General features: G+C 62.0%; 18 protein-coding genes. 5 read left to right on the forward strand and 13 right to left on the reverse strand.

Annotated elements, in window-relative coordinates; translation table 11 throughout:
• Positions 1 to 58: 58 nt before the first annotated feature.
• Together yihG and AC6I6U_RS31615 are read left to right on the forward strand one after the other, a co-directional pair.
• Positions 59 to 964 carry a 1-acylglycerol-3-phosphate O-acyltransferase, YihG family gene (gene yihG, locus AC6I6U_RS31610; protein WP_497879848.1) on the forward strand — a complete coding sequence of 302 codons (906 nt, stop codon included), beginning with the start codon at positions 59 to 61 and terminating at the stop codon, positions 962 to 964.
• Positions 965 to 1,186: 222 nt separating this feature from the next.
• Positions 1,187 to 1,645, forward strand: a complete 459-nt coding sequence (locus AC6I6U_RS31615) for an REP-associated tyrosine transposase (protein WP_497879849.1) — start codon at positions 1,187 to 1,189, stop codon at positions 1,643 to 1,645.
• A 203-nt stretch (positions 1,646 to 1,848) separates the two neighbouring features.
• On the opposite strand, the gene cysN is transcribed toward AC6I6U_RS31615, so the two are convergent.
• From cysN to AC6I6U_RS31630, 3 genes are all read right to left on the reverse strand, one after another.
• Positions 1,849 to 3,747 (reverse strand): sulfate adenylyltransferase subunit CysN, encoded by a 1,899-nt coding sequence (gene cysN, locus AC6I6U_RS31620; protein WP_497879850.1) that lies wholly within the window; start codon positions 3,745 to 3,747, stop codon positions 1,849 to 1,851.
• 15 nt (positions 3,748 to 3,762) lie between these two features.
• Positions 3,763 to 4,680 carry a sulfate adenylyltransferase subunit CysD gene (gene cysD / locus AC6I6U_RS31625; RefSeq protein WP_017904285.1) on the reverse strand — a complete coding sequence of 306 codons (918 nt, stop codon included), beginning with the start codon at positions 4,678 to 4,680 and terminating at the stop codon, positions 3,763 to 3,765.
• Positions 4,681 to 4,846: 166 nt separating this feature from the next.
• A complete protein-coding gene (locus AC6I6U_RS31630; RefSeq protein ID WP_497879851.1) occupies positions 4,847 to 5,605 on the reverse strand; it encodes a Nif3-like dinuclear metal center hexameric protein in 759 nt (252 codons plus the stop codon).
• 101 nt (positions 5,606 to 5,706) lie between these two features.
• Between AC6I6U_RS31630 and algW the strand changes: the two genes are divergently transcribed.
• On the forward strand, positions 5,707 to 6,864 hold the full coding sequence (algW, locus tag AC6I6U_RS31635; RefSeq protein ID WP_497879852.1) for a Do family serine endopeptidase AlgW: 1,158 nt from the start codon (positions 5,707 to 5,709) through the stop codon (positions 6,862 to 6,864).
• 198 nt (positions 6,865 to 7,062) lie between these two features.
• Here the strand turns inward: algW and hisC are convergent, their stop codons facing one another.
• The 10 genes from hisC to AC6I6U_RS31685 all read right to left on the reverse strand — a co-directional run bounded on the left by hisC (position 7,063) and on the right by AC6I6U_RS31685 (position 15,103).
• A complete protein-coding gene (hisC, locus tag AC6I6U_RS31640; RefSeq protein WP_497879853.1) occupies positions 7,063 to 8,115 on the reverse strand; it encodes a histidinol-phosphate transaminase in 1,053 nt (350 codons plus the stop codon).
• Between the two features lie 10 nt (positions 8,116 to 8,125).
• Positions 8,126 to 9,448: a histidinol dehydrogenase gene (gene hisD / locus AC6I6U_RS31645; RefSeq protein ID WP_497879854.1), complete on the reverse strand. Its 1,323-nt coding sequence runs from the start codon at positions 9,446 to 9,448 to the stop codon at positions 8,126 to 8,128.
• Between the two features lie 176 nt (positions 9,449 to 9,624).
• The gene (gene hisG / locus AC6I6U_RS31650; protein WP_497879855.1) at positions 9,625 to 10,260 is read right to left on the reverse strand and encodes an ATP phosphoribosyltransferase; all 636 of its coding nucleotides are present in this window, start codon (positions 10,258 to 10,260) and stop codon (positions 9,625 to 9,627) included.
• Between the two features lie 155 nt (positions 10,261 to 10,415).
• Complete coding sequence (gene murA / locus AC6I6U_RS31655) at positions 10,416 to 11,681, reverse strand: UDP-N-acetylglucosamine 1-carboxyvinyltransferase (protein ID WP_497879856.1); 1,266 nt, start codon at positions 11,679 to 11,681, stop codon at positions 10,416 to 10,418.
• 24 nt (positions 11,682 to 11,705) lie between these two features.
• Positions 11,706 to 11,945: a BolA family protein gene (locus AC6I6U_RS31660; protein WP_010445256.1), complete on the reverse strand. Its 240-nt coding sequence runs from the start codon at positions 11,943 to 11,945 to the stop codon at positions 11,706 to 11,708.
• A gap of 115 nt (positions 11,946 to 12,060) precedes the next feature.
• Positions 12,061 to 12,366 (reverse strand): STAS domain-containing protein, encoded by a 306-nt coding sequence (locus AC6I6U_RS31665; RefSeq protein WP_497879857.1) that lies wholly within the window; start codon positions 12,364 to 12,366, stop codon positions 12,061 to 12,063.
• Entirely contained in the window at positions 12,359 to 13,018 is a 660-nt protein-coding gene (locus tag AC6I6U_RS31670) for an MlaC/ttg2D family ABC transporter substrate-binding protein (protein WP_497879858.1), read from the reverse strand. The genes AC6I6U_RS31665 and AC6I6U_RS31670 overlap by 8 nt, the downstream gene beginning before the upstream one ends.
• Before the next feature lie 11 nt (positions 13,019 to 13,029).
• Entirely contained in the window at positions 13,030 to 13,497 is a 468-nt protein-coding gene (gene mlaD / locus AC6I6U_RS31675; RefSeq protein ID WP_497879859.1) for an outer membrane lipid asymmetry maintenance protein MlaD, read from the reverse strand.
• On the reverse strand, positions 13,497 to 14,294 hold the full coding sequence (mlaE, locus tag AC6I6U_RS31680) for a lipid asymmetry maintenance ABC transporter permease subunit MlaE (RefSeq protein WP_497879860.1): 798 nt from the start codon (positions 14,292 to 14,294) through the stop codon (positions 13,497 to 13,499). The genes mlaD and mlaE overlap by 1 nt, the downstream gene beginning before the upstream one ends.
• Positions 14,294 to 15,103, reverse strand: coding sequence for an ATP-binding cassette domain-containing protein (locus tag AC6I6U_RS31685; protein WP_497879861.1), 810 nt, complete (start codon positions 15,101 to 15,103; stop codon positions 14,294 to 14,296). The genes mlaE and AC6I6U_RS31685 overlap by 1 nt, the downstream gene beginning before the upstream one ends.
• Before the next feature lie 281 nt (positions 15,104 to 15,384).
• Between AC6I6U_RS31685 and AC6I6U_RS31690 the strand changes: the two genes are divergently transcribed.
• Complete coding sequence (locus AC6I6U_RS31690) at positions 15,385 to 16,359, forward strand: KpsF/GutQ family sugar-phosphate isomerase (RefSeq protein ID WP_497879862.1); 975 nt, start codon at positions 15,385 to 15,387, stop codon at positions 16,357 to 16,359.
• Positions 16,360 to 16,884 (forward strand): KdsC family phosphatase, encoded by a 525-nt coding sequence (locus AC6I6U_RS31695; RefSeq protein ID WP_497879863.1) that lies wholly within the window; start codon positions 16,360 to 16,362, stop codon positions 16,882 to 16,884.
• The last annotated feature ends 6 nt before the right edge of the window (positions 16,885 to 16,890 follow it).

A 16,890-nucleotide genomic window follows, 5' to 3' on the forward strand; every position in this document is an offset into this window, starting at 1 on the left:
GCATGAGGGTAACGGCTGCCCGCCCTCTCCCCGACCCCATTTCCGAGACAAGGACACCATGCTCGACTTCCTCCCCGCGCCCCTGCGCGGCCTGCTCGGCTCGCTGCTGCTGGCCCTGAACACCCTGCTGCTGTGTTCGTTCCTGTTCTGCGTGGCGCTGCTGAAGGCCCTGCCCTTCGGCCTGACCCAGCGCCTGAGCCACTGGCTGATGAACCATACCCATGAGGCCTGGATCAGCAACAACAAGGCCTGGATGCAACTGGTCCGCAAGACCCGCTGGCACCTCAGCGGTCTGGAAGGCCTGGACTACCAGCACTCCTACCTGGTTACCAGCAACCACCAGAGCTGGGTCGACATCCTGGTCCTGCAGTACGTGCTCAACCGCCGCATTCGCCCACTGAAGTTCTTTCTCAAGCAGGAACTGATCTGGGTTCCGGTGATCGGCCTGGCCTGGTGGGCCCTGGGCTTCCCGTTCATGAAACGCTATTCGAAGGCTTATCTGGAAAAACACCCGGAAAAGAAAGGCAAGGACCTGGAAACCACCCGCAAGACCTGCGCGAAATTTCGCAAGAACCCTGTGGGTATCTTCAACTTCGCCGAAGGCACGCGCTTCACGCCGGGCAAGCATGCGCAACAGCAGTCGCCGTTCCGCTACCTGCTCAAGCCCAAGGCCGGTGGCATTGCCTTCGTGCTGGATGCAATGGGTGAACAACTGGAGTCCATCGTCAACGTGACCATCCACTATCCGGGTGGACGACCAGGGTTCTGGGACCTGTTGTGCGGAAACGTGCGGGAGGTGGTGGTGCATTTCGAGGAGCTTCGGATCCCGCCCGAGTTCACCGGAAGGAATTACGAACAGGACGCCGAGTACCGCCAGGCATTCCAGGCCTGGATCAACCAGCTATGGGCGGACAAGGATGCCTTGCTGGAGCGGCTGCACAGCGAGCATTCCGCCAAGTCCTGAGGTGTCGGGAAGGTCCTCTTCGCGGGCAAGCCCGGCTCCTACAAGGATTGTGTCGTTCACCAGCCATGCGAACGACGCCGACCTGTAGGAGCCGGGCTTTCCCGCGAAAAGGCCCGCAAGACCACCAAAGCCCTCCGATACTTTTCGTTCCCTTTCACACCTCCAACACCCATCCCCGCCGCTGTAGCCTGAGGCTTCCTCGATATCTCGGAAGCCGCAAGGATGACGCTCCGCTACAAGGCCAAAAACCTGCGCACCGGGCGCTACTCGGAATCCAGCCGAATCTATCTGCTGACAGCCGTGCTGCTCGATCGCAAGCCGCTGTTCAGTGACTTCCAGTTGGGCCGAATGCTGGTACGGAACCTCAGAACCGCACAGGAGGAACACTCAGCCCTTTCCCTGGCCTGGGTGGTGATGCCAGATCATTTTCACTGGCTGGTCGAACTGCAGAAGGCCAGTCTCGGGGAACTGATGTGCAAGACCAAATCTCGCACAGCATTGGCGGTTAATCGGCAGATGCGGAGAACAGGGGCGCTCTGGCAGAAAGGCTTTCATGACCGAGCACTGCGACGGGAGGAGGATTTACGGGCGGCAGCACGCTACATCGTGGCCAATCCGTTGCGGGCGGGGTTGGTGAAGCGGATTGGGGATTATCCGCTTTGGGATGCGGTATGGCTTTGATTCTGTGGTGGATTTGAAGACGCCTTCGCGGGCAAGCCCGGCTCCTACAGGTCGGCGTCGCTCACAAGACTGATGAACGACACAAACCTTGTAGGAGCCGGGCTTGCCCGCGAAGGCGATCTTAACCAACCAACAATCTGAAGGCCCATGCAAAAGCCCGCGACCAAGTGATCGGTCGCGGGCTTTTCAGTGGCCGGCGGGGCTTAGATCGCGCCGCGCTGGCGCAGCAGATCCAGCACCTGCTTGACGCTGTCTTCCAGCGACAAGGCTTGCGTGTCGACGACCAGGTCGGCATTGAGCGGCACATCGTACGGGAAGGACTCTCCCGGGATGTTGTCGCCACCCGCCGCGTACAGGCCTTGCGGATCACGCTCGCGGCAGACCAATGGCGAGGCCTGGACGTAGACGGTCACCAGGCGCTCGGTACCGATCAACGACTTGGCCTGTTCACGGCCTTCGGCATCCGGCGCCACGAAGGCGGCCAGGGTCAGCAGGCCAGCTTCGTTGAACTGGCGCGCCACGTGGGCGGCACGCCGCCAATTTTCGGTGCGGCCGGCACGGTCCTGCGGCAAGCCCTTGTTCAGGTCGTGACGCAGGTTCTGGCCATCCAGGACGAACACCGCACGCCCCATGTCGAACAGCTTGCGCTCCACGGCATAGGCCAGGGTGCTCTTGCCCGCGCCCGACAGGCCGGTGAACAAAACAGTCGCCGGTTGCTGGCCAAAACGCTGGGCACGCTCCTCGGTCGCTACATGGGCGAGCTTGCCATGGTGAGTGGCGCTGCCATGAGCCAGCGGCTGGGCGACGATCATGCCGGCGCCGACGGTGCCGTTGGTCAGGCGGTCGATGACGATGAACGCACCCGTGGTGCGGTTGCTGTCGTAACCGTCCAGGGCGATCGGTGCATCCAGGGCGATCTTGACCTTGCCGATCTCGTTCAGTTGCAGGGCACTGGCCGAGCCTTCTTCCAGAGTGTTCACATCGACCCGGTGGACGATGCTGGCAATCGAGCCCGGCACGTAGCTGGTGGCGCGCTTGATATCGTACTTCTTGCCCGGCAGCATCGGCTCTTCAGCCATCCAGACCAGCATGGCCTCGAAGCTGTCGGTGACCGGCGGCACGTTGTCGGCATGCACCAGCAGGTCGCCACGGGAGATGTCGATCTCGTCTTCCATGGTCAGGGTAACCGCCTGGCCGGGACCTGCATGCTCCAGCTCACCTTCGTAGGTGACGATGGACTTCACGCGGCTGCTCTTGCCCGACGGCAGGACCACGACTTCGTCGCCCTTCTTCACGATGCCGCTGGCCAGGGTGCCGGCGAAGCCACGGAAGTTCAGGTTCGGCCGGTTGACGTACTGCACCGGGAAACGCAGGTCGGTGAAGTTGCGGTCACCCGCCACTTCCACGGTCTCGAGGATTTCCATCAGCGACTGGCCGGTGTACCAGGGCGAACGCTCGCTCTTGTTCACCACGTTGTCGCCCTTGAGCGCCGACATCGGCACGAAGTGCATGCTCGACGGCTTCATCTTCAGGCCGTCGGCGAACTTCAGGTAGTCGGCCTTGATCGACTCGAACACGCCTTGGTCGAAGTCCTTGAGGTCCATCTTGTTGATGGCAACGACGATGTGCTTGATGCCCAGCAGGGAGGCGATGAAGCTGTGGCGACGGGTCTGGGTCTGCACGCCGTAGCGGGCGTCGACCAGGATGATCGCCAGGTCACAGGTGGAGGCACCAGTGGCCATGTTGCGGGTGTACTGCTCATGGCCGGGGGTGTCGGCGATGATGAACTTGCGCTTGGCGGTGGAGAAATAGCGGTAGGCCACATCGATGGTGATGCCCTGCTCACGCTCAGCCTGCAGGCCGTCGACCAGCAGCGCCAGGTCGACTTCCTCACCGGTGGTACCGACTTTCTTCGAATCGCGGGTAATGGCTTCCAGATGGTCTTCGTAGATCATCTTGGAGTCGTGCAGCAGGCGCCCGATCAGGGTGCTCTTGCCGTCATCGACGTTGCCGCAGGTCAGGAAACGCAACAGTTCCTTGCGCTCGTGCTGGCCCAGGTAGGCGAGGATGTCCTCGCTGATCAGATCGGATTGGTGCGACATGCTGAAAAACCCTGTTTAGAAGTAGCCCTGACGTTTCTTGTCTTCCATGGAACCTGCGCCATCGTGGTCGATGACCCGGCCCTGGCGTTCGGAAGTACGCGTCAGGAGCATTTCCTGAATGATGTCCGTGAGGGTTTCGGCCTCGGACTCCACCGCGCCCGTCAACGGGTAGCAGCCAAGGGTACGAAAACGCACCTTCTTCTTGACGATACGGGCCTTTTCCTCGTCGGACAGATGCTCGAGGATGCGCTCGTCGTCGATCATGATCAGGGTGCCGTTCTTCTCGATGACTTCACGCTCGGCGGCGAAGTACAGCGGCACGATCGGGATGCCTTCAAGGTAGATGTACTGCCAGATGTCCAGCTCGGTCCAGTTCGACAGCGGGAAGACGCGGATCGACTCGCCCTTGTTGACCTTGCCGTTGTAGACGTTCCACAGCTCCGGACGCTGGTTCTTCGGGTCCCAGCGGTGCTTGCTGTCGCGGAAGGAATACACGCGCTCCTTGGCGCGGGATTTCTCTTCGTCACGCCGGGCACCACCAAAGGCTGCGTCGAAGCCATGCTTGTCCAGTGCCTGCTTGAGGCCCTGGGTCTTCATGATGTCGGTGTGCTTGGAGCTGCCGTGGGTGAAGGGGTTGATGCCCTGCGCCACACCTTCCGGGTTGACGTGGGTGATCAGGTCCAGGCCCATTTCCGCGACCATGCGATCACGGAACTTGTACATTTCCTGGAATTTCCACTGGGTGTCGACATGCATCACCGGGAACGGCAGCTTGCCGGGGAAAAACGCCTTGCGTGCCAGGTGCAGCATCACGGCGGAATCTTTACCGATGGAGTACAGCATCACCGGGTTGTCGAACTCGGCGGCCACCTCGCGGATGATGTGGATGCTTTCCGCCTCCAGCTGTTTCAGATGCGTCAGTTTGTCAACCATGGCTACTCACGAAAAGCGTTCTTATGGACGGCCTGCGGGCCGTGTTCGAGCGGGGCATGCTAGCACAGCGACCTATTCTATTGATTAGCACAGATAGATCGAAACGATATAAGAATATATCGCCCTGTTTGGCAGCCTCCGCCCATGAGAGCGGGCGGGGCCGAGCCTAGATCGGGTTCGGACAGTCGATGAACAGATGCTCCAGGGCAAACCGTCGGGCCAGATATTCGCCCAGGGCCTGCACACCATAGCGCTCGGTTGCATGGTGGCCGGCAGCAATGAAACTGATGCCGTTTTCCTGCGCGCTGTGGAAAGTCTGTTCAGACGCCTCGCCGCTCAGGTACAGGTCGACCCCGGCCAGTACCGCCTGGTCGATGTAACCCTGGCCGCCGCCAGTGCACCAACCCACCCGTCGGATCATCTCGTCCCCCTCGATCAGCAACGGCTCGCGCCCCAGCGCCTCCTGGACCTTGCGGGCAAAGTCGCGGGCGGTCATCGGTTCGTTGAGGGAGCCGACCAGGCCGACCACCTTGGGATTCTCGGGGTCCAGCGGCCCTTCCACGGTGATATCCAGTTGGCGGGCAAGTTGTACGTTGTTGCCGACTTCCGGGTGCAGATCCAGCGGCAGGTGGTAGGCCAGCAGGCTGATGTCGTGCTTGAGCAAGGTCTTCAGCCGGCGCTGTTTCATACCCACCACACAAGGGTCCTCACCCTTCCAGAAATAACCGTGATGCACCAGGATCAGGTCGGCCCCGGCCTCCACCGCCGCATCGAGCAGCGCCTGGCTGGCGGTGACCCCACTGACGATCCGGGTGACCTGCGGCCGGCCCTCGACCTGCAGGCCGTTGGGGCAATAATCGGCAATTCGCGAACTGCCGAGAAAGCGATCTGCTTCCTCGACCAGGGTGCTCAGGGCAACGGCCATAAAAACTCCTCAATATCCCGTCCGGAGGCGCTCGCAGCCTCGTATAATGCGCGACATTATGGGCCGTCCAAGACGGCCTGCAACCTCCCAGGACTTGTTCAATGCTCAAGGCTCTGCGTTTTTTCGGCTGGCCGCTGCTGGTCGGCGTGCTGGTCGCTTTGTTGATTATCCAGCGCTACCCACAATGGGTCGGCCTGCCTGACATGGATGTGAACCTGCAGCAAGCCCCACAGACCGCGACCATCCAGCAGGGTCCGGTGTCCTATGCCGATGCCGTGGACCTCGCCGCGCCGGCGGTAGCCAACCTGTACACCACCAAGATGGTCAACAAGAACAGCCATCCGCTGTTCGAAGACCCGCAGTTCCGGCGCTTTTTCGGCGACAACCTGCCCAAGCAGAAACGCATGGAGTCGAGCCTGGGCTCGGCGGTAATCATGAGTTCAACCGGCTACCTGCTGACCAACAACCACGTGACCGCCGGTGCCGACCAGATCGTCGTGGCGCTCAAGGATGGTCGCGAGACCCTGGCCCGCGTGATCGGTAGCGACCCGGAAACCGACCTGGCGGTACTCAAGATCGACCTGCCGAACCTGCCATCGATCACCATCGGCCGCTCGGACAAGATCCGCATCGGTGACATTGCACTGGCGATCGGCAACCCGTTCGGTGTCGGCCAGACCACCACCATGGGCATCATCAGTGCCACCGGCCGCAACCAGCTGGGCCTGAACAACTACGAAGACTTCATCCAGACCGATGCGGCGATCAACCCCGGCAACTCCGGCGGCGCACTGATCGACGCCAACGGCAACCTGACCGGCATCAACACCGCGATCTTCTCCAAGTCCGGCGGTTCCCAGGGCATCGGCTTCGCGATCCCGATCAACCTGGCCGTCGAGGTGATGAAGGCGATCATCGAGCACGGTCAGGTGATCCGCGGCTGGCTCGGCATCGAAGTGCAACCGCTGACCCAGGAACTGGCGGAATCGTTCGGCCTGAGCGGCCGTCCAGGCATCGTGGTGGCGGGAATCTTCCGTGACGGACCGGCGCAGCGGGCCGGCCTGCAGTTGGGTGATGTGATCCTGAGCATCGATGGCGAACCGGCCAATGATGGTCGCCGGTCGATGAACCAGGTGGCGCGGATCAAGCCAACCGACAAGGTGGTGATCCAGGTACTGCGCAATGGCAAGGAGCTGAAGCTGACCGCCGAGATCGGCCTGCGTCCACCGCAGCAGGCCGCGCAGAAGGAAGAAGAGTAAGGCAATATCGCAGGAGCAGCGTCTGGCCCGGTGAGCCGGCTCGGGCCCGGGCGGCACTCGTGGCGAGCGGGCTTGCCCGCGCTGGGGCGCGAAGCGGCCCTGGAATCAGCGAACCCGGCCTGTCAAACAGACCGAGATAACCGGGTTCGCGACCGAGCGGGGGCAAGCCCGCTCGCCACCAGAGCGCCTCGGTCGGCCTCAGAGCTCGCCCAGGGCCTCGATCAACGCCTGGTTCTGCTCGGGCGTGCCGATGGTGATGCGCAGGAACTGCGCAATCCGCTCCTGCTTGAAGTGACGCACGATCACGCCCTGCTCCCGCACCTTGGCCGCCAATGCGGCTGCGTCGTGCCGGGGATGCCGGGCGAAGATGAAGTTCGCCGCCGAAGGCAGCACCTCGAAACCCTTGGCCTGCAATTGCTCGACCAACCGCTCGCGGCTTTCGATGACCTGGCGACAGGTCTGCTCGAAGTACGCCCGGTCCTCGAAGGCTGCCGCCGCACCGGCAATCGCCATGCGATCGAGCGGATAGGAGTTGAAGCTGTTCTTGATCCGCTCCAGCGCCTCGATCAGGTCCGGATGGCCGACTGCCAGGCCGACCCGCAGGCCGGCCAGGGAGCGCGACTTGGACAGGGTCTGGGTCACCAGCAGGTTCGGGTAGCGATCGACCAGGCTGATGGCTGTCTCGCCACCGAAATCGATGTAGGCCTCATCGACCACCACCACCGAGTCGGGGCTGGCCTTGAGGATTTGCTCGACCGCATCCAGTGCCAACAGGCAGCCGGTTGGCGCGTTCGGGTTGGGGAAGATGATCCCGCCGTTGGGCCGGGCATAGTCGGCCACGCGAATCTGGAACTGCTCGTCCAGCGGCAGCGCCTCGAAACCGATACCGTACAGGCCACAGTAGACCGGATAGAAGCTGTAGCTGATGTCCGGGAACAGCAGCGGCCGATCCTGCTGGAACAGGCCGTGGAAGATATGGGCCAGGACTTCGTCGGAACCATTGCCGAGGAACACCTGGTTGCCCTGTACGCCGTAGTACTCGGCCACGGCCTGCTTGAGCCGGTCGCCGTTGGGGTCGGGATACAGGCGCAGGTTATCGTTGACCTCGGCCTGCATCGCCGCCAGGGCCTTGGGCGAAGGACCGTAGGGGTTTTCGTTGGTGTTGAGCTTGACCAGCTTGGTCAGCTTGGGTTGTTCACCCGGCACGTAGGGCACCAGGTCCTTGACGAATTTGCTCCAGAACTTGCTCATGCTTTTCCCCTTATTCCTGGTCTTTGCCGACGATCCGGTATTCCGCGCTGCGGGCATGGGCGCTCAGTGACTCGCCACGAGCCAGCACCGAGGCGGTCTTGCCCAGCTCGGAAGCCCCCCGTTCAGAGCAGAAGATGATCGACGAACGTTTCTGGAAGTCGTACACCCCCAGCGGCGACGAGAAGCGCGCGGTGCCGGAGGTCGGCAGCACGTGGTTCGGGCCGGCACAGTAGTCGCCCAGCGCCTCGGAGGTGTGGCGGCCCATGAAGATCGCGCCAGCGTGGCGGATCTGCGGCAGCCAGGCCTGCGGGTCGGCGACCGACAGTTCCAGGTGTTCCGGCGCGATGCGATTGGCGACCTCGATCGCCTGCTGCATGTCACGCACCTGGATCAACGCGCCACGACCATTGATCGAGGTTTCGATGATCTGCGCACGGTCCATGGTCGGCAGCAGTTTGTCGATGCTCGCCGCGACGCGGTCGAGGAACGCCGCGTCCGGGCTGACCAGGATCGCCTGGGCGTCCTCGTCGTGCTCGGCCTGGGAGAACAGGTCCATGGCGATCCAGTCCGGATCGGTCTGGCCATCACAGACCACCAGGATCTCCGAAGGGCCGGCGATCATGTCGATACCGACCTGGCCGAACACATGGCGCTTGGCAGTGGCGACATAGATGTTGCCCGGACCGACCACCTTGTCGACCTGCGGCACGCTCTCGGTACCGTAGGCCAGCGCCGCGACCGCCTGGGCACCACCGATGGTGAAAACCCGGTCGACACCGGCGACGCAGGCCGCCGCCAGTACCAGTTCGTTGACCTCACCACGCGGGGTCGGCACCACCATCACCACCTCACCGACGCCGGCCACCTTGGCCGGAATCGCGTTCATCAATACCGAGGATGGATAGGACGCCTTGCCGCCCGGCACATACAGGCCGGCGCGGTCCAGCGGGGTGACCTTCTGGCCCAGCACCGTGCCATCGGCCTCGGTGTAGCTCCAGGAATCCTGTTTCTGCCGCTCGTGGTAGCTGCGCACCCGGTCGGCAGCCTTTTCCAGGGCTTCGCGCTGGGCGTCGGTGATGCGGGTCAGGGCCAGTTCCAGGCGCTCGCGCGGCAGGATCAGGTCAGCCATCGAGGCCACTTCCAGGCCGTCGAAACGCTGGGTGAACTCGACCACGGCCGCATCGCCACGCTCGCGCACCGCCTTGATGATGTCCAGCACCCGCTGGTTGACCGAGTCATCGGACACGCTTTCCCAGCTCAGCAGATGATCCAGATGATGGGCGAAATCGGGATCGGCAGCGTTGAGTCGGCGAATGGCGGTGGACGTAGTCATAGCGAGGGCCTCAATAATTGGCGAATGCTTGGGAACAGCAAATCTCAGGCGCCCAGGTGGGTGCTGACGCTCAATAGCGATCACGCGCCCCAGACTACCAAGCCATCCGCGTGGGCACCTGAGAATTCTGGCTATGACACGGATAGATGGGCGCGGCTCAAGGCCGCGCACGTGAGTCAGCTATGGTGTCGCGACTCCACTGCCTTGCGCAGGGTGTCGATCAGCGACTGGATACGGGCGTGCTGCATCTTCATCGATGCCTTGTTCACCACCAGGCGGGAGCTGATGGTCGCGATCAGTTCCTGGGGTTCCAGGCCGTTGGCACGCAGGGTGTTACCGGTGTCGACGACGTCGATGATCTTGTCGGCCAGGCCGATCAGCGGCGCCAGCTCCATCGAGCCATACAGCTTGATGATGTCGACCTGACGGCCCTGTTCGGCGTAGTAGCGCTTGGCGACATTGACGAACTTGGTCGCCACCCGCAGGCGGCCCTTGGGCTCCACCGCACCAACGGCGCCGGCGGTCATCAGCTTGCAACGGGCGATCTGCAGGTCCAGCGGCTCGTAGAGACCCTGGCCGCCGTATTCCATCAGCACATCCTTGCCGGCGACACCGAGGTCGGCCGCGCCGTGCTCGACATAGGTCGGCACATCGGTGGCCCGAACGATCAGCAGGCGCACATCGTCCTGGGTCGTCGGAATGATCAGCTTGCGGCTCTTGTCCGGATTCTCGGTGGGCACGATACCGGCTTCGGCGAGCAACGGCAGGGTGTCGTCGAGGATGCGGCCCTTGGACAGTGCAATGGTCAGCATGGGAAAACCTAGGTCCTTCAATTCAGGATATTGCAACACTCTAACAGACCGAAGCGCATTCCTTGTAGGCGCCGGCTTGCTGGCGATGGCGATCTATCAGTCGACATCTCTACCGCCTGACACACCGCTATCGCCAGCAAGCCGGCTCCCACACACTAGCCCGGAACGCGACGGATCTTGGCGCCGAGCATCTGCAGCTTCTCTTCGATGCACTCGTAGCCGCGGTCGATGTGGTAGATCCGGTCGATCAGCGTGTCGCCTTCGGCGGCCAGGGCCGAAATCACCAGGCTGGCCGAAGCCCGCAGGTCGGTGGCCATGACCGGAGCGCCCTTGAGGACCTCGGTACCGGTGACGATTGCGGTATTGCCCTCGACCTGGATCTTGGCGCCCATGCGGTGCAGCTCATAGACGTGCATGAAGCGGTTTTCGAAGATGGTCTCGATCACCGCGCCAGTGCCTTCGGCAATCGCGTTGAGAGAAATGAACTGGGCCTGCATGTCGGTCGGGAAAGCCGGGTACGGCGCGGTGCGCACGTTGACCGCCTTGGGCCGCTTGCCCTGCATGTCCAGCTCGATCCAGTCCTCACCGGTGGTGATGACCGCGCCGGACTCCTTGAGCTTCTCCAGCACCGCTTCGAGAATGGTCGGATCGGTGTCCTTGACCTTGACGCGGCCACCGGTGACAGCGGCTGCGACCAGGTAAGTACCGGTCTCGATGCGGTCGGGCATGACCTTGTAGTTGGCCGAATGCAGGCGCTCTACACCGTCGATGGTGATGGTATCGGAACCGGCACCGGAGATCTTCGCACCCATGGCGATGAGGAAGTTCGCCAGGTCGACCACTTCCGGTTCGCGCGCGGCGTTCTGCAGCACGCTGCGGCCGCGGGCCAGGGCTGCGGCCATCATGATGTTCTCCGTACCGGTCACGGAGACGGTATCGAAGAAGAAGTTGGCGCCGCGCAGGCCGCCTTCCGGCGCCTTGGCCTTGATGTATCCGCCCTCGACGTCGATCACCGCGCCCATGGCTTCCAGGCCACGGATGTGCAGGTCGACCGGACGCGAACCGATGGCGCAACCGCCAGGCAGGGCCACTTCGGCCTCACCGAAACGGGCAACCATAGGCCCCAGTACCAGGATCGACGCGCGCATGGTTTTAACCAACTCGTACGGCGCCACCAGGGTCTTGATGGTGCGCGGGTCGATTTCCACGGCGAGCTTTTCGTCGATCACAGGCTCGATGCCCATGCGTCCGAACAGCTCGATCATGGTGGTGATGTCGTGCAGGTGCGGCAGGTTGGCCACGGTGACCGGGCCATCGCACAGCAAGGTGGCAGCCAGAATCGGCAGGGCGGAGTTCTTTGCCCCGGAGATGCGGATTTCGCCATCAAGACGAACGCCGCCGGTAATAATCAGTTTATCCATAGGAATCTCGACGCCAATTCAGGCTCAGGTGCGCTCGGCCCAGGCCGCGCTGCTGAAAAATTTCATGGTGACCGCGTGGATGCTGCCATCGGCGATCCATGGGTTCAAATGGGCATAGATGCTCTGCTGACGCTTCACCGGGCTCAAGGCCGCCAGTTCGTCACTGATTACATTCAACTGGAAGTTGCAGCCCTGGCCCTCAACTTCAACCTGAGTTCCTGGCAGCTTTCCTTCAAGGAAGCTCTTTACTTCGGTGGCCTGCATGCTCAACCTCGATCGGCGCCCAACGCGCGCGGGTCGGTCATGATACAAAAAAGCCCCGCGCCTGCGAACCCCGCATTAGCAGGACTCTGACGGGGGGCTTCGTGGTTTGTGTCAATCAATGAACGCCCAGCAGTTCCGTAAGCTCGGAAACCTCGGCGATTTCGCGCATTTCCCGGGACATGCCGCGGATAGAGAACGACTTGCCAAGCTGCGCGGCGTCACGCATGAACGCCAGCAGCAGGGCCAGGCCGACGCTACTGGATTTTTCCACCGCCGAACAATCGACCACCAGGGCCGTCGCGCTACTGGACTTGATCAGTGCCTGGCCCTGCTTGCGCAGGTCGGCGCCGGTGCTGTAGTCGAGCACGCCAGCCAGGTGCAGCTCACCCGCTTCGCCCAGGCGAACGCTCGCCTCACTCACCGCCGCTGGCCTTCTGCGGGTTCTTCTCGGACTCGGCCTTGGCCTTCTCCACTTCACCTGCCCAACCATCGATGGTCTTGTCGAGGTTGTTGCCGTTGCGCTGCATGGCGTCGGCGAACTGGTCGCGGAACAGCTTGCCGATGTTGATGCCATTGATGATCACGTTGCGCAGCTTCCACTCGCCATTGATTTTCTCAAGGGTGTAGGAAACCGGATAGATCGCGCCATTGTTACCCTTGACCGTCATGCCGACGCTGGTGCGATCGCCCGACTCATCCTTCGGTGCATCGACGGTGATGCCCTGGTTGTTGTACTCCAGCAGTGCATTGCCGTAGAACTGGAACAGGCCGCGCTTGAAGTTTTCCTGGAAGCGGGTCATCTGCTCGGGCGTTGCCTTGCGCGAGTACTTGACGGTCATGATGCTCTTGGAAATACCTTCGGCATCCACCACCGGACCGACGATGGCATTGAGCGAGTTGTAGAATTCCGTCGGGTTCTGCTTGTACTTCTCCCGGTTCGCCGTCAGGTCCGCGAGCATCCGGTTGGTGGTGTCCTGGACCAGGTCGTGGGCGGTGGGCGCAGCCACTGCGTTGCCCATCAGCGGCAACGCCGCAAGCAATACCAACAGGCTACGGCGCAAGATAGAGACCATGAAAAAACTCCTCATTTGGCGTCTTTGTTAACGGTATTGAGCAGGAATTTACCGATCAGATCTTCCAGCACCAGCGACGACTGGGTGTCATGGATGGTCCCGCCATCCTTGAGCAGCGTGTCTTCCCCGCCGACGCTGATACCGATGTACTTCTCGCCCAGCAGGCCTGCCGTGAGAATGGACGCGGTAGAGTCGGTGGGCAAATTGTTCACGTTCTTCTCGACTTGCATGGTCACCCGGCCAGTAAAGTTGTCGCGGTCCAGATCGATCGCCGTGACCTTGCCGATGGTCACACCGGCCATGGTCACTTTAGCTCTGACAGTCAAACCGGCAATATTGTCGAAGTACGCGTAAAGTTTATAGGTTTCGGTATTTGCCGTCGGGGACAGTCCACTGACCCGCAGCGCCAGCAGCAGCAAAGCCAGGATGCCAGCCAGCAGGAAAAGGCCGACACCGATTTCCAGGGTGCGGTTTTGCATCAGAAATCTCCAAACATCAAGGCGGTCAGAATAAAGTCCAGGCCGAGTACTGCCAGTGAGGCATAGACCACGGTCTTGGTGGTGGCACGACTGATCCCTTCTGAGGTGGGTTCGCAGTCATAGCCTTGAAACACGGCAATCCAGGTCACCACGAAGGCGAACACGATGCTCTTGATAACACCCTTCAATACATCGCCGCTGAAGGTCACGCTGTTCTGCATGTTGGCCCAGTAGGAGCCGTCATAGACACCCAGCCAGTCCACCGCGACCCACGAGCCACCCCAGATGCCCAACACGCTGAAGATCACCGCCAGCAGCGGCAGGGAAATGAAGCCGGCCCAAAGCCGAGGCGCGACAATATACTTGAGCGGATCGACACCGATCATTTCCAGGCTGGAAAGCTGCTCGGTGGCCTTCATGTTGCCGATTTCCGCGGTCAATGCCGAACCGGCGCGACCGGCGAACAGCAGGGCGGTCACTACGGGCCCCAGTTCACGCAGCAACGTCAGGGCCACCATCTGCCCCACCGCCTGCTCGGAACCGTAGCTGGAAAGGATATTGAACCCCTGCAGTGCCAGCACCATGCCGATGAAGATGCCGGATACGACGATGATCACCAGCGACATCACGCCCACCGCGTGCAACTGCTTGACCAGCAGGCCAAAGCCGCCGCCGATGCCACCGCGACCGAACAACACATGAAACAGGAACAGCGTCGAACGTCCGAGCACGGCGAGCACGTCGATGCCCGAACGTCCGAACAGGCGAATTCTCTCGATCAATGAATGTTTGCGCATCAGCGCTTCCCCAACAGATCTGCGCGGTAATCCGGCGCCGGGTAATGAAACGGCACGGGGCCATCCGGATTGCCGGTCATGAACTGGCGAATGCGCGGGTTGTCGGCATTCATCAGTTCTTCGGGAGTGCCCTGCCCGAGCACCTGCCCGTCACCCACCACATAGAGGTAGTCGGCGATGCTGGCGGTTTCCGCCAGGTCATGGGAGACGACTATACTGGTGATACCCAGCGCGTCGTTGAGCAGGCGGATCAGGCGCACCAGTACGCCCATGGCGATCGGGTCCTGGCCGACGAACGGTTCGTCATACATGAGAATCTGCGGGTCCAGCGCAATCGCCCGGGCCAGGGCCACGCGTCGCTTCATGCCGCCGGAAAGCTCGTCGGGCATCAGGTCGACCGCACCCCGCAGGCCAACGGCCTGGAGTTTCAGCAAGACGATGTCGCGAATCATCTCGTCCGGCAGCTTGGTGTGCACCCGCAGCGGAAAGGCGACGTTCTCGAACACGTCCAGGTCGGTGAACAGCGCCCCACTCTGGAACAGCACGCCCATATGCTTGCGCGCATCGAACAGATCGCTGCGCGACAGTGTCGGCAGGTTCTGGCCGTTGACCCAGACTTCGCCGCTGCTCGGACGCAACTGGGCGCCCATCAGCCGCAGCAGCGTGGTCTTGCCACACCCGGAGGGTCCCATGATGCCGGTGACCTTGCCCCGGGGGATGCGAATATCGACATTATTGAAGATGCTGCGCGCGCCGCGCTTGAAGGAAACCCCCTTCAGCTCGACCGCGTAGGCGTTATCGACGCTCATCTAAACTCCTTGCGATGCAGCCTCTGTCTCGGACACCAGGCCCCTGTAAAGAGGTGCGCACATCCTGAGCGGGCCGAACTGGTCGCGAACTATATCACTGCTGATACGAGCCGCCCAAGGCCGAAGCCGTGCTTGTTCAGGATAGGTACAGTGGGTTTTGACACACCATCGTACGAAAACGGATAGCCAACCCCTACGCTCATGGCGTAAAGATCAAGCGTGAGGGAATTGTTCATTACCGCTATAATCGCGCCTTTTCATCGGGCTATACGATTTCTGACATGAGCCAATCCAGCGAGCTGATTCAATCGGCACAACGCACCATCCGCCTCGAAGTAGAAGCCGTAGAAGGCTTGTTGAGCCATATCGACGCAGATTTCGTACGTGCTTGCGAGATGATTCTGGCCAGCAAGGGCCGCGTGGTCGTGCTCGGCATGGGCAAGTCCGGCCACATCGGCAACAAGATCGCCGCCACCCTGGCGAGCACCGGCACTCCGGCGTTCTTCGTCCACCCGGCGGAAGCCAGCCACGGCGACATGGGCATGATCACTCGTGACGACGTCATCCTGGCCCTGTCGAACTCCGGTTCGACCTCGGAAATAGTCACTCTGCTGCCTCTGATCAAGCGCCTGGGCATCCAGTTGATCAGCCTGACCGGCAATCCCGACTCACCGCTGGCCAAGGCCGCCGAGGTCAACCTCAACGCCCGCATCGAGCACGAGGCCTGCCCGCTGAACCTGGCTCCGACGTCGTCGACCACCGCAGCCCTGGTGATGGGCGACGCCCTTGCCGTCGCCCTGCTCGAGGCTCGTGGCTTCACCGCCGAAGACTTCGCCTTTTCCCATCCGGGCGGTGCCCTGGGGCGACGCCTGTTGCTGAAAGTGGAAAACGTCATGCACGCCGGCGAAGAGTTGCCAAACGTGCTGCGCGGCACCCTGCTGAAAAACGCGCTGATGGAAATGACTCGCAAGGGCCTGGGCATGACCGTGATCGTCGAGGCCGACGGCCGTCTCGCCGGGATCTTCACCGACGGCGACCTGCGCCGCACCCTGGACCGCACCATCGATATCCACAGCGCCCTGATCGAAGACGTCATGACCCCTCACGGCAAGACCGCACGGGCCGAAATGCTCGCCGCCGAAGCCCTGAAAATCATGGAAGACCATAAAATCAGCGCCCTGGTGGTCGTCGATGACGAGGACCGCCCGGTCGGCGCCTTGAACATGCACGACCTGCTGCGCGCCGGAGTAATGTAAATGAGCATCGATCTGCTGCAACGCGGCAAGAACATCAAGCTGGCGGTATTCGACGTCGACGGCGTACTTACCGACGGTCGCCTGTATTTCCTCGAGGACGGCAGCGAGTTCAAGTCATTCAGCACACTGGACGGCCAAGGCATCAAGATGCTGATGGCCGCCGGCGTGCAAACCGCTATCATTAGCGGTCGCAAGACCGTGCTGGTCGAGCGACGCGCCAAAAACCTGGGCATTCCCCATGTATTCCAGGGCCGCGAAGACAAGCTGGTGGTACTCGACGCCCTGCTTGCCCAACTCGGCCTAAGCTATGAGCAGGTCGCCTATCTGGGCGACGACCTGCCCGACCTGCCGGTGATCCGGCGCGTCGGCCTGGGCATGGCCGTGGCCAATGCTGCAAGCTTCGTGCGCGAACACGCCCATGGCATTACCCAGGCCCGTGGTGGCGAAGGTGCTGCCCGCGAGTTCTGCGAACTGATCCTGCGCGCCCAAGACAGCCTCGAAGCGGCGCACGCCGCCTACCTGTAGAGCCTT

Source organism: Pseudomonas sp. UTLPPB19802 (assembly GCF_059730225.1).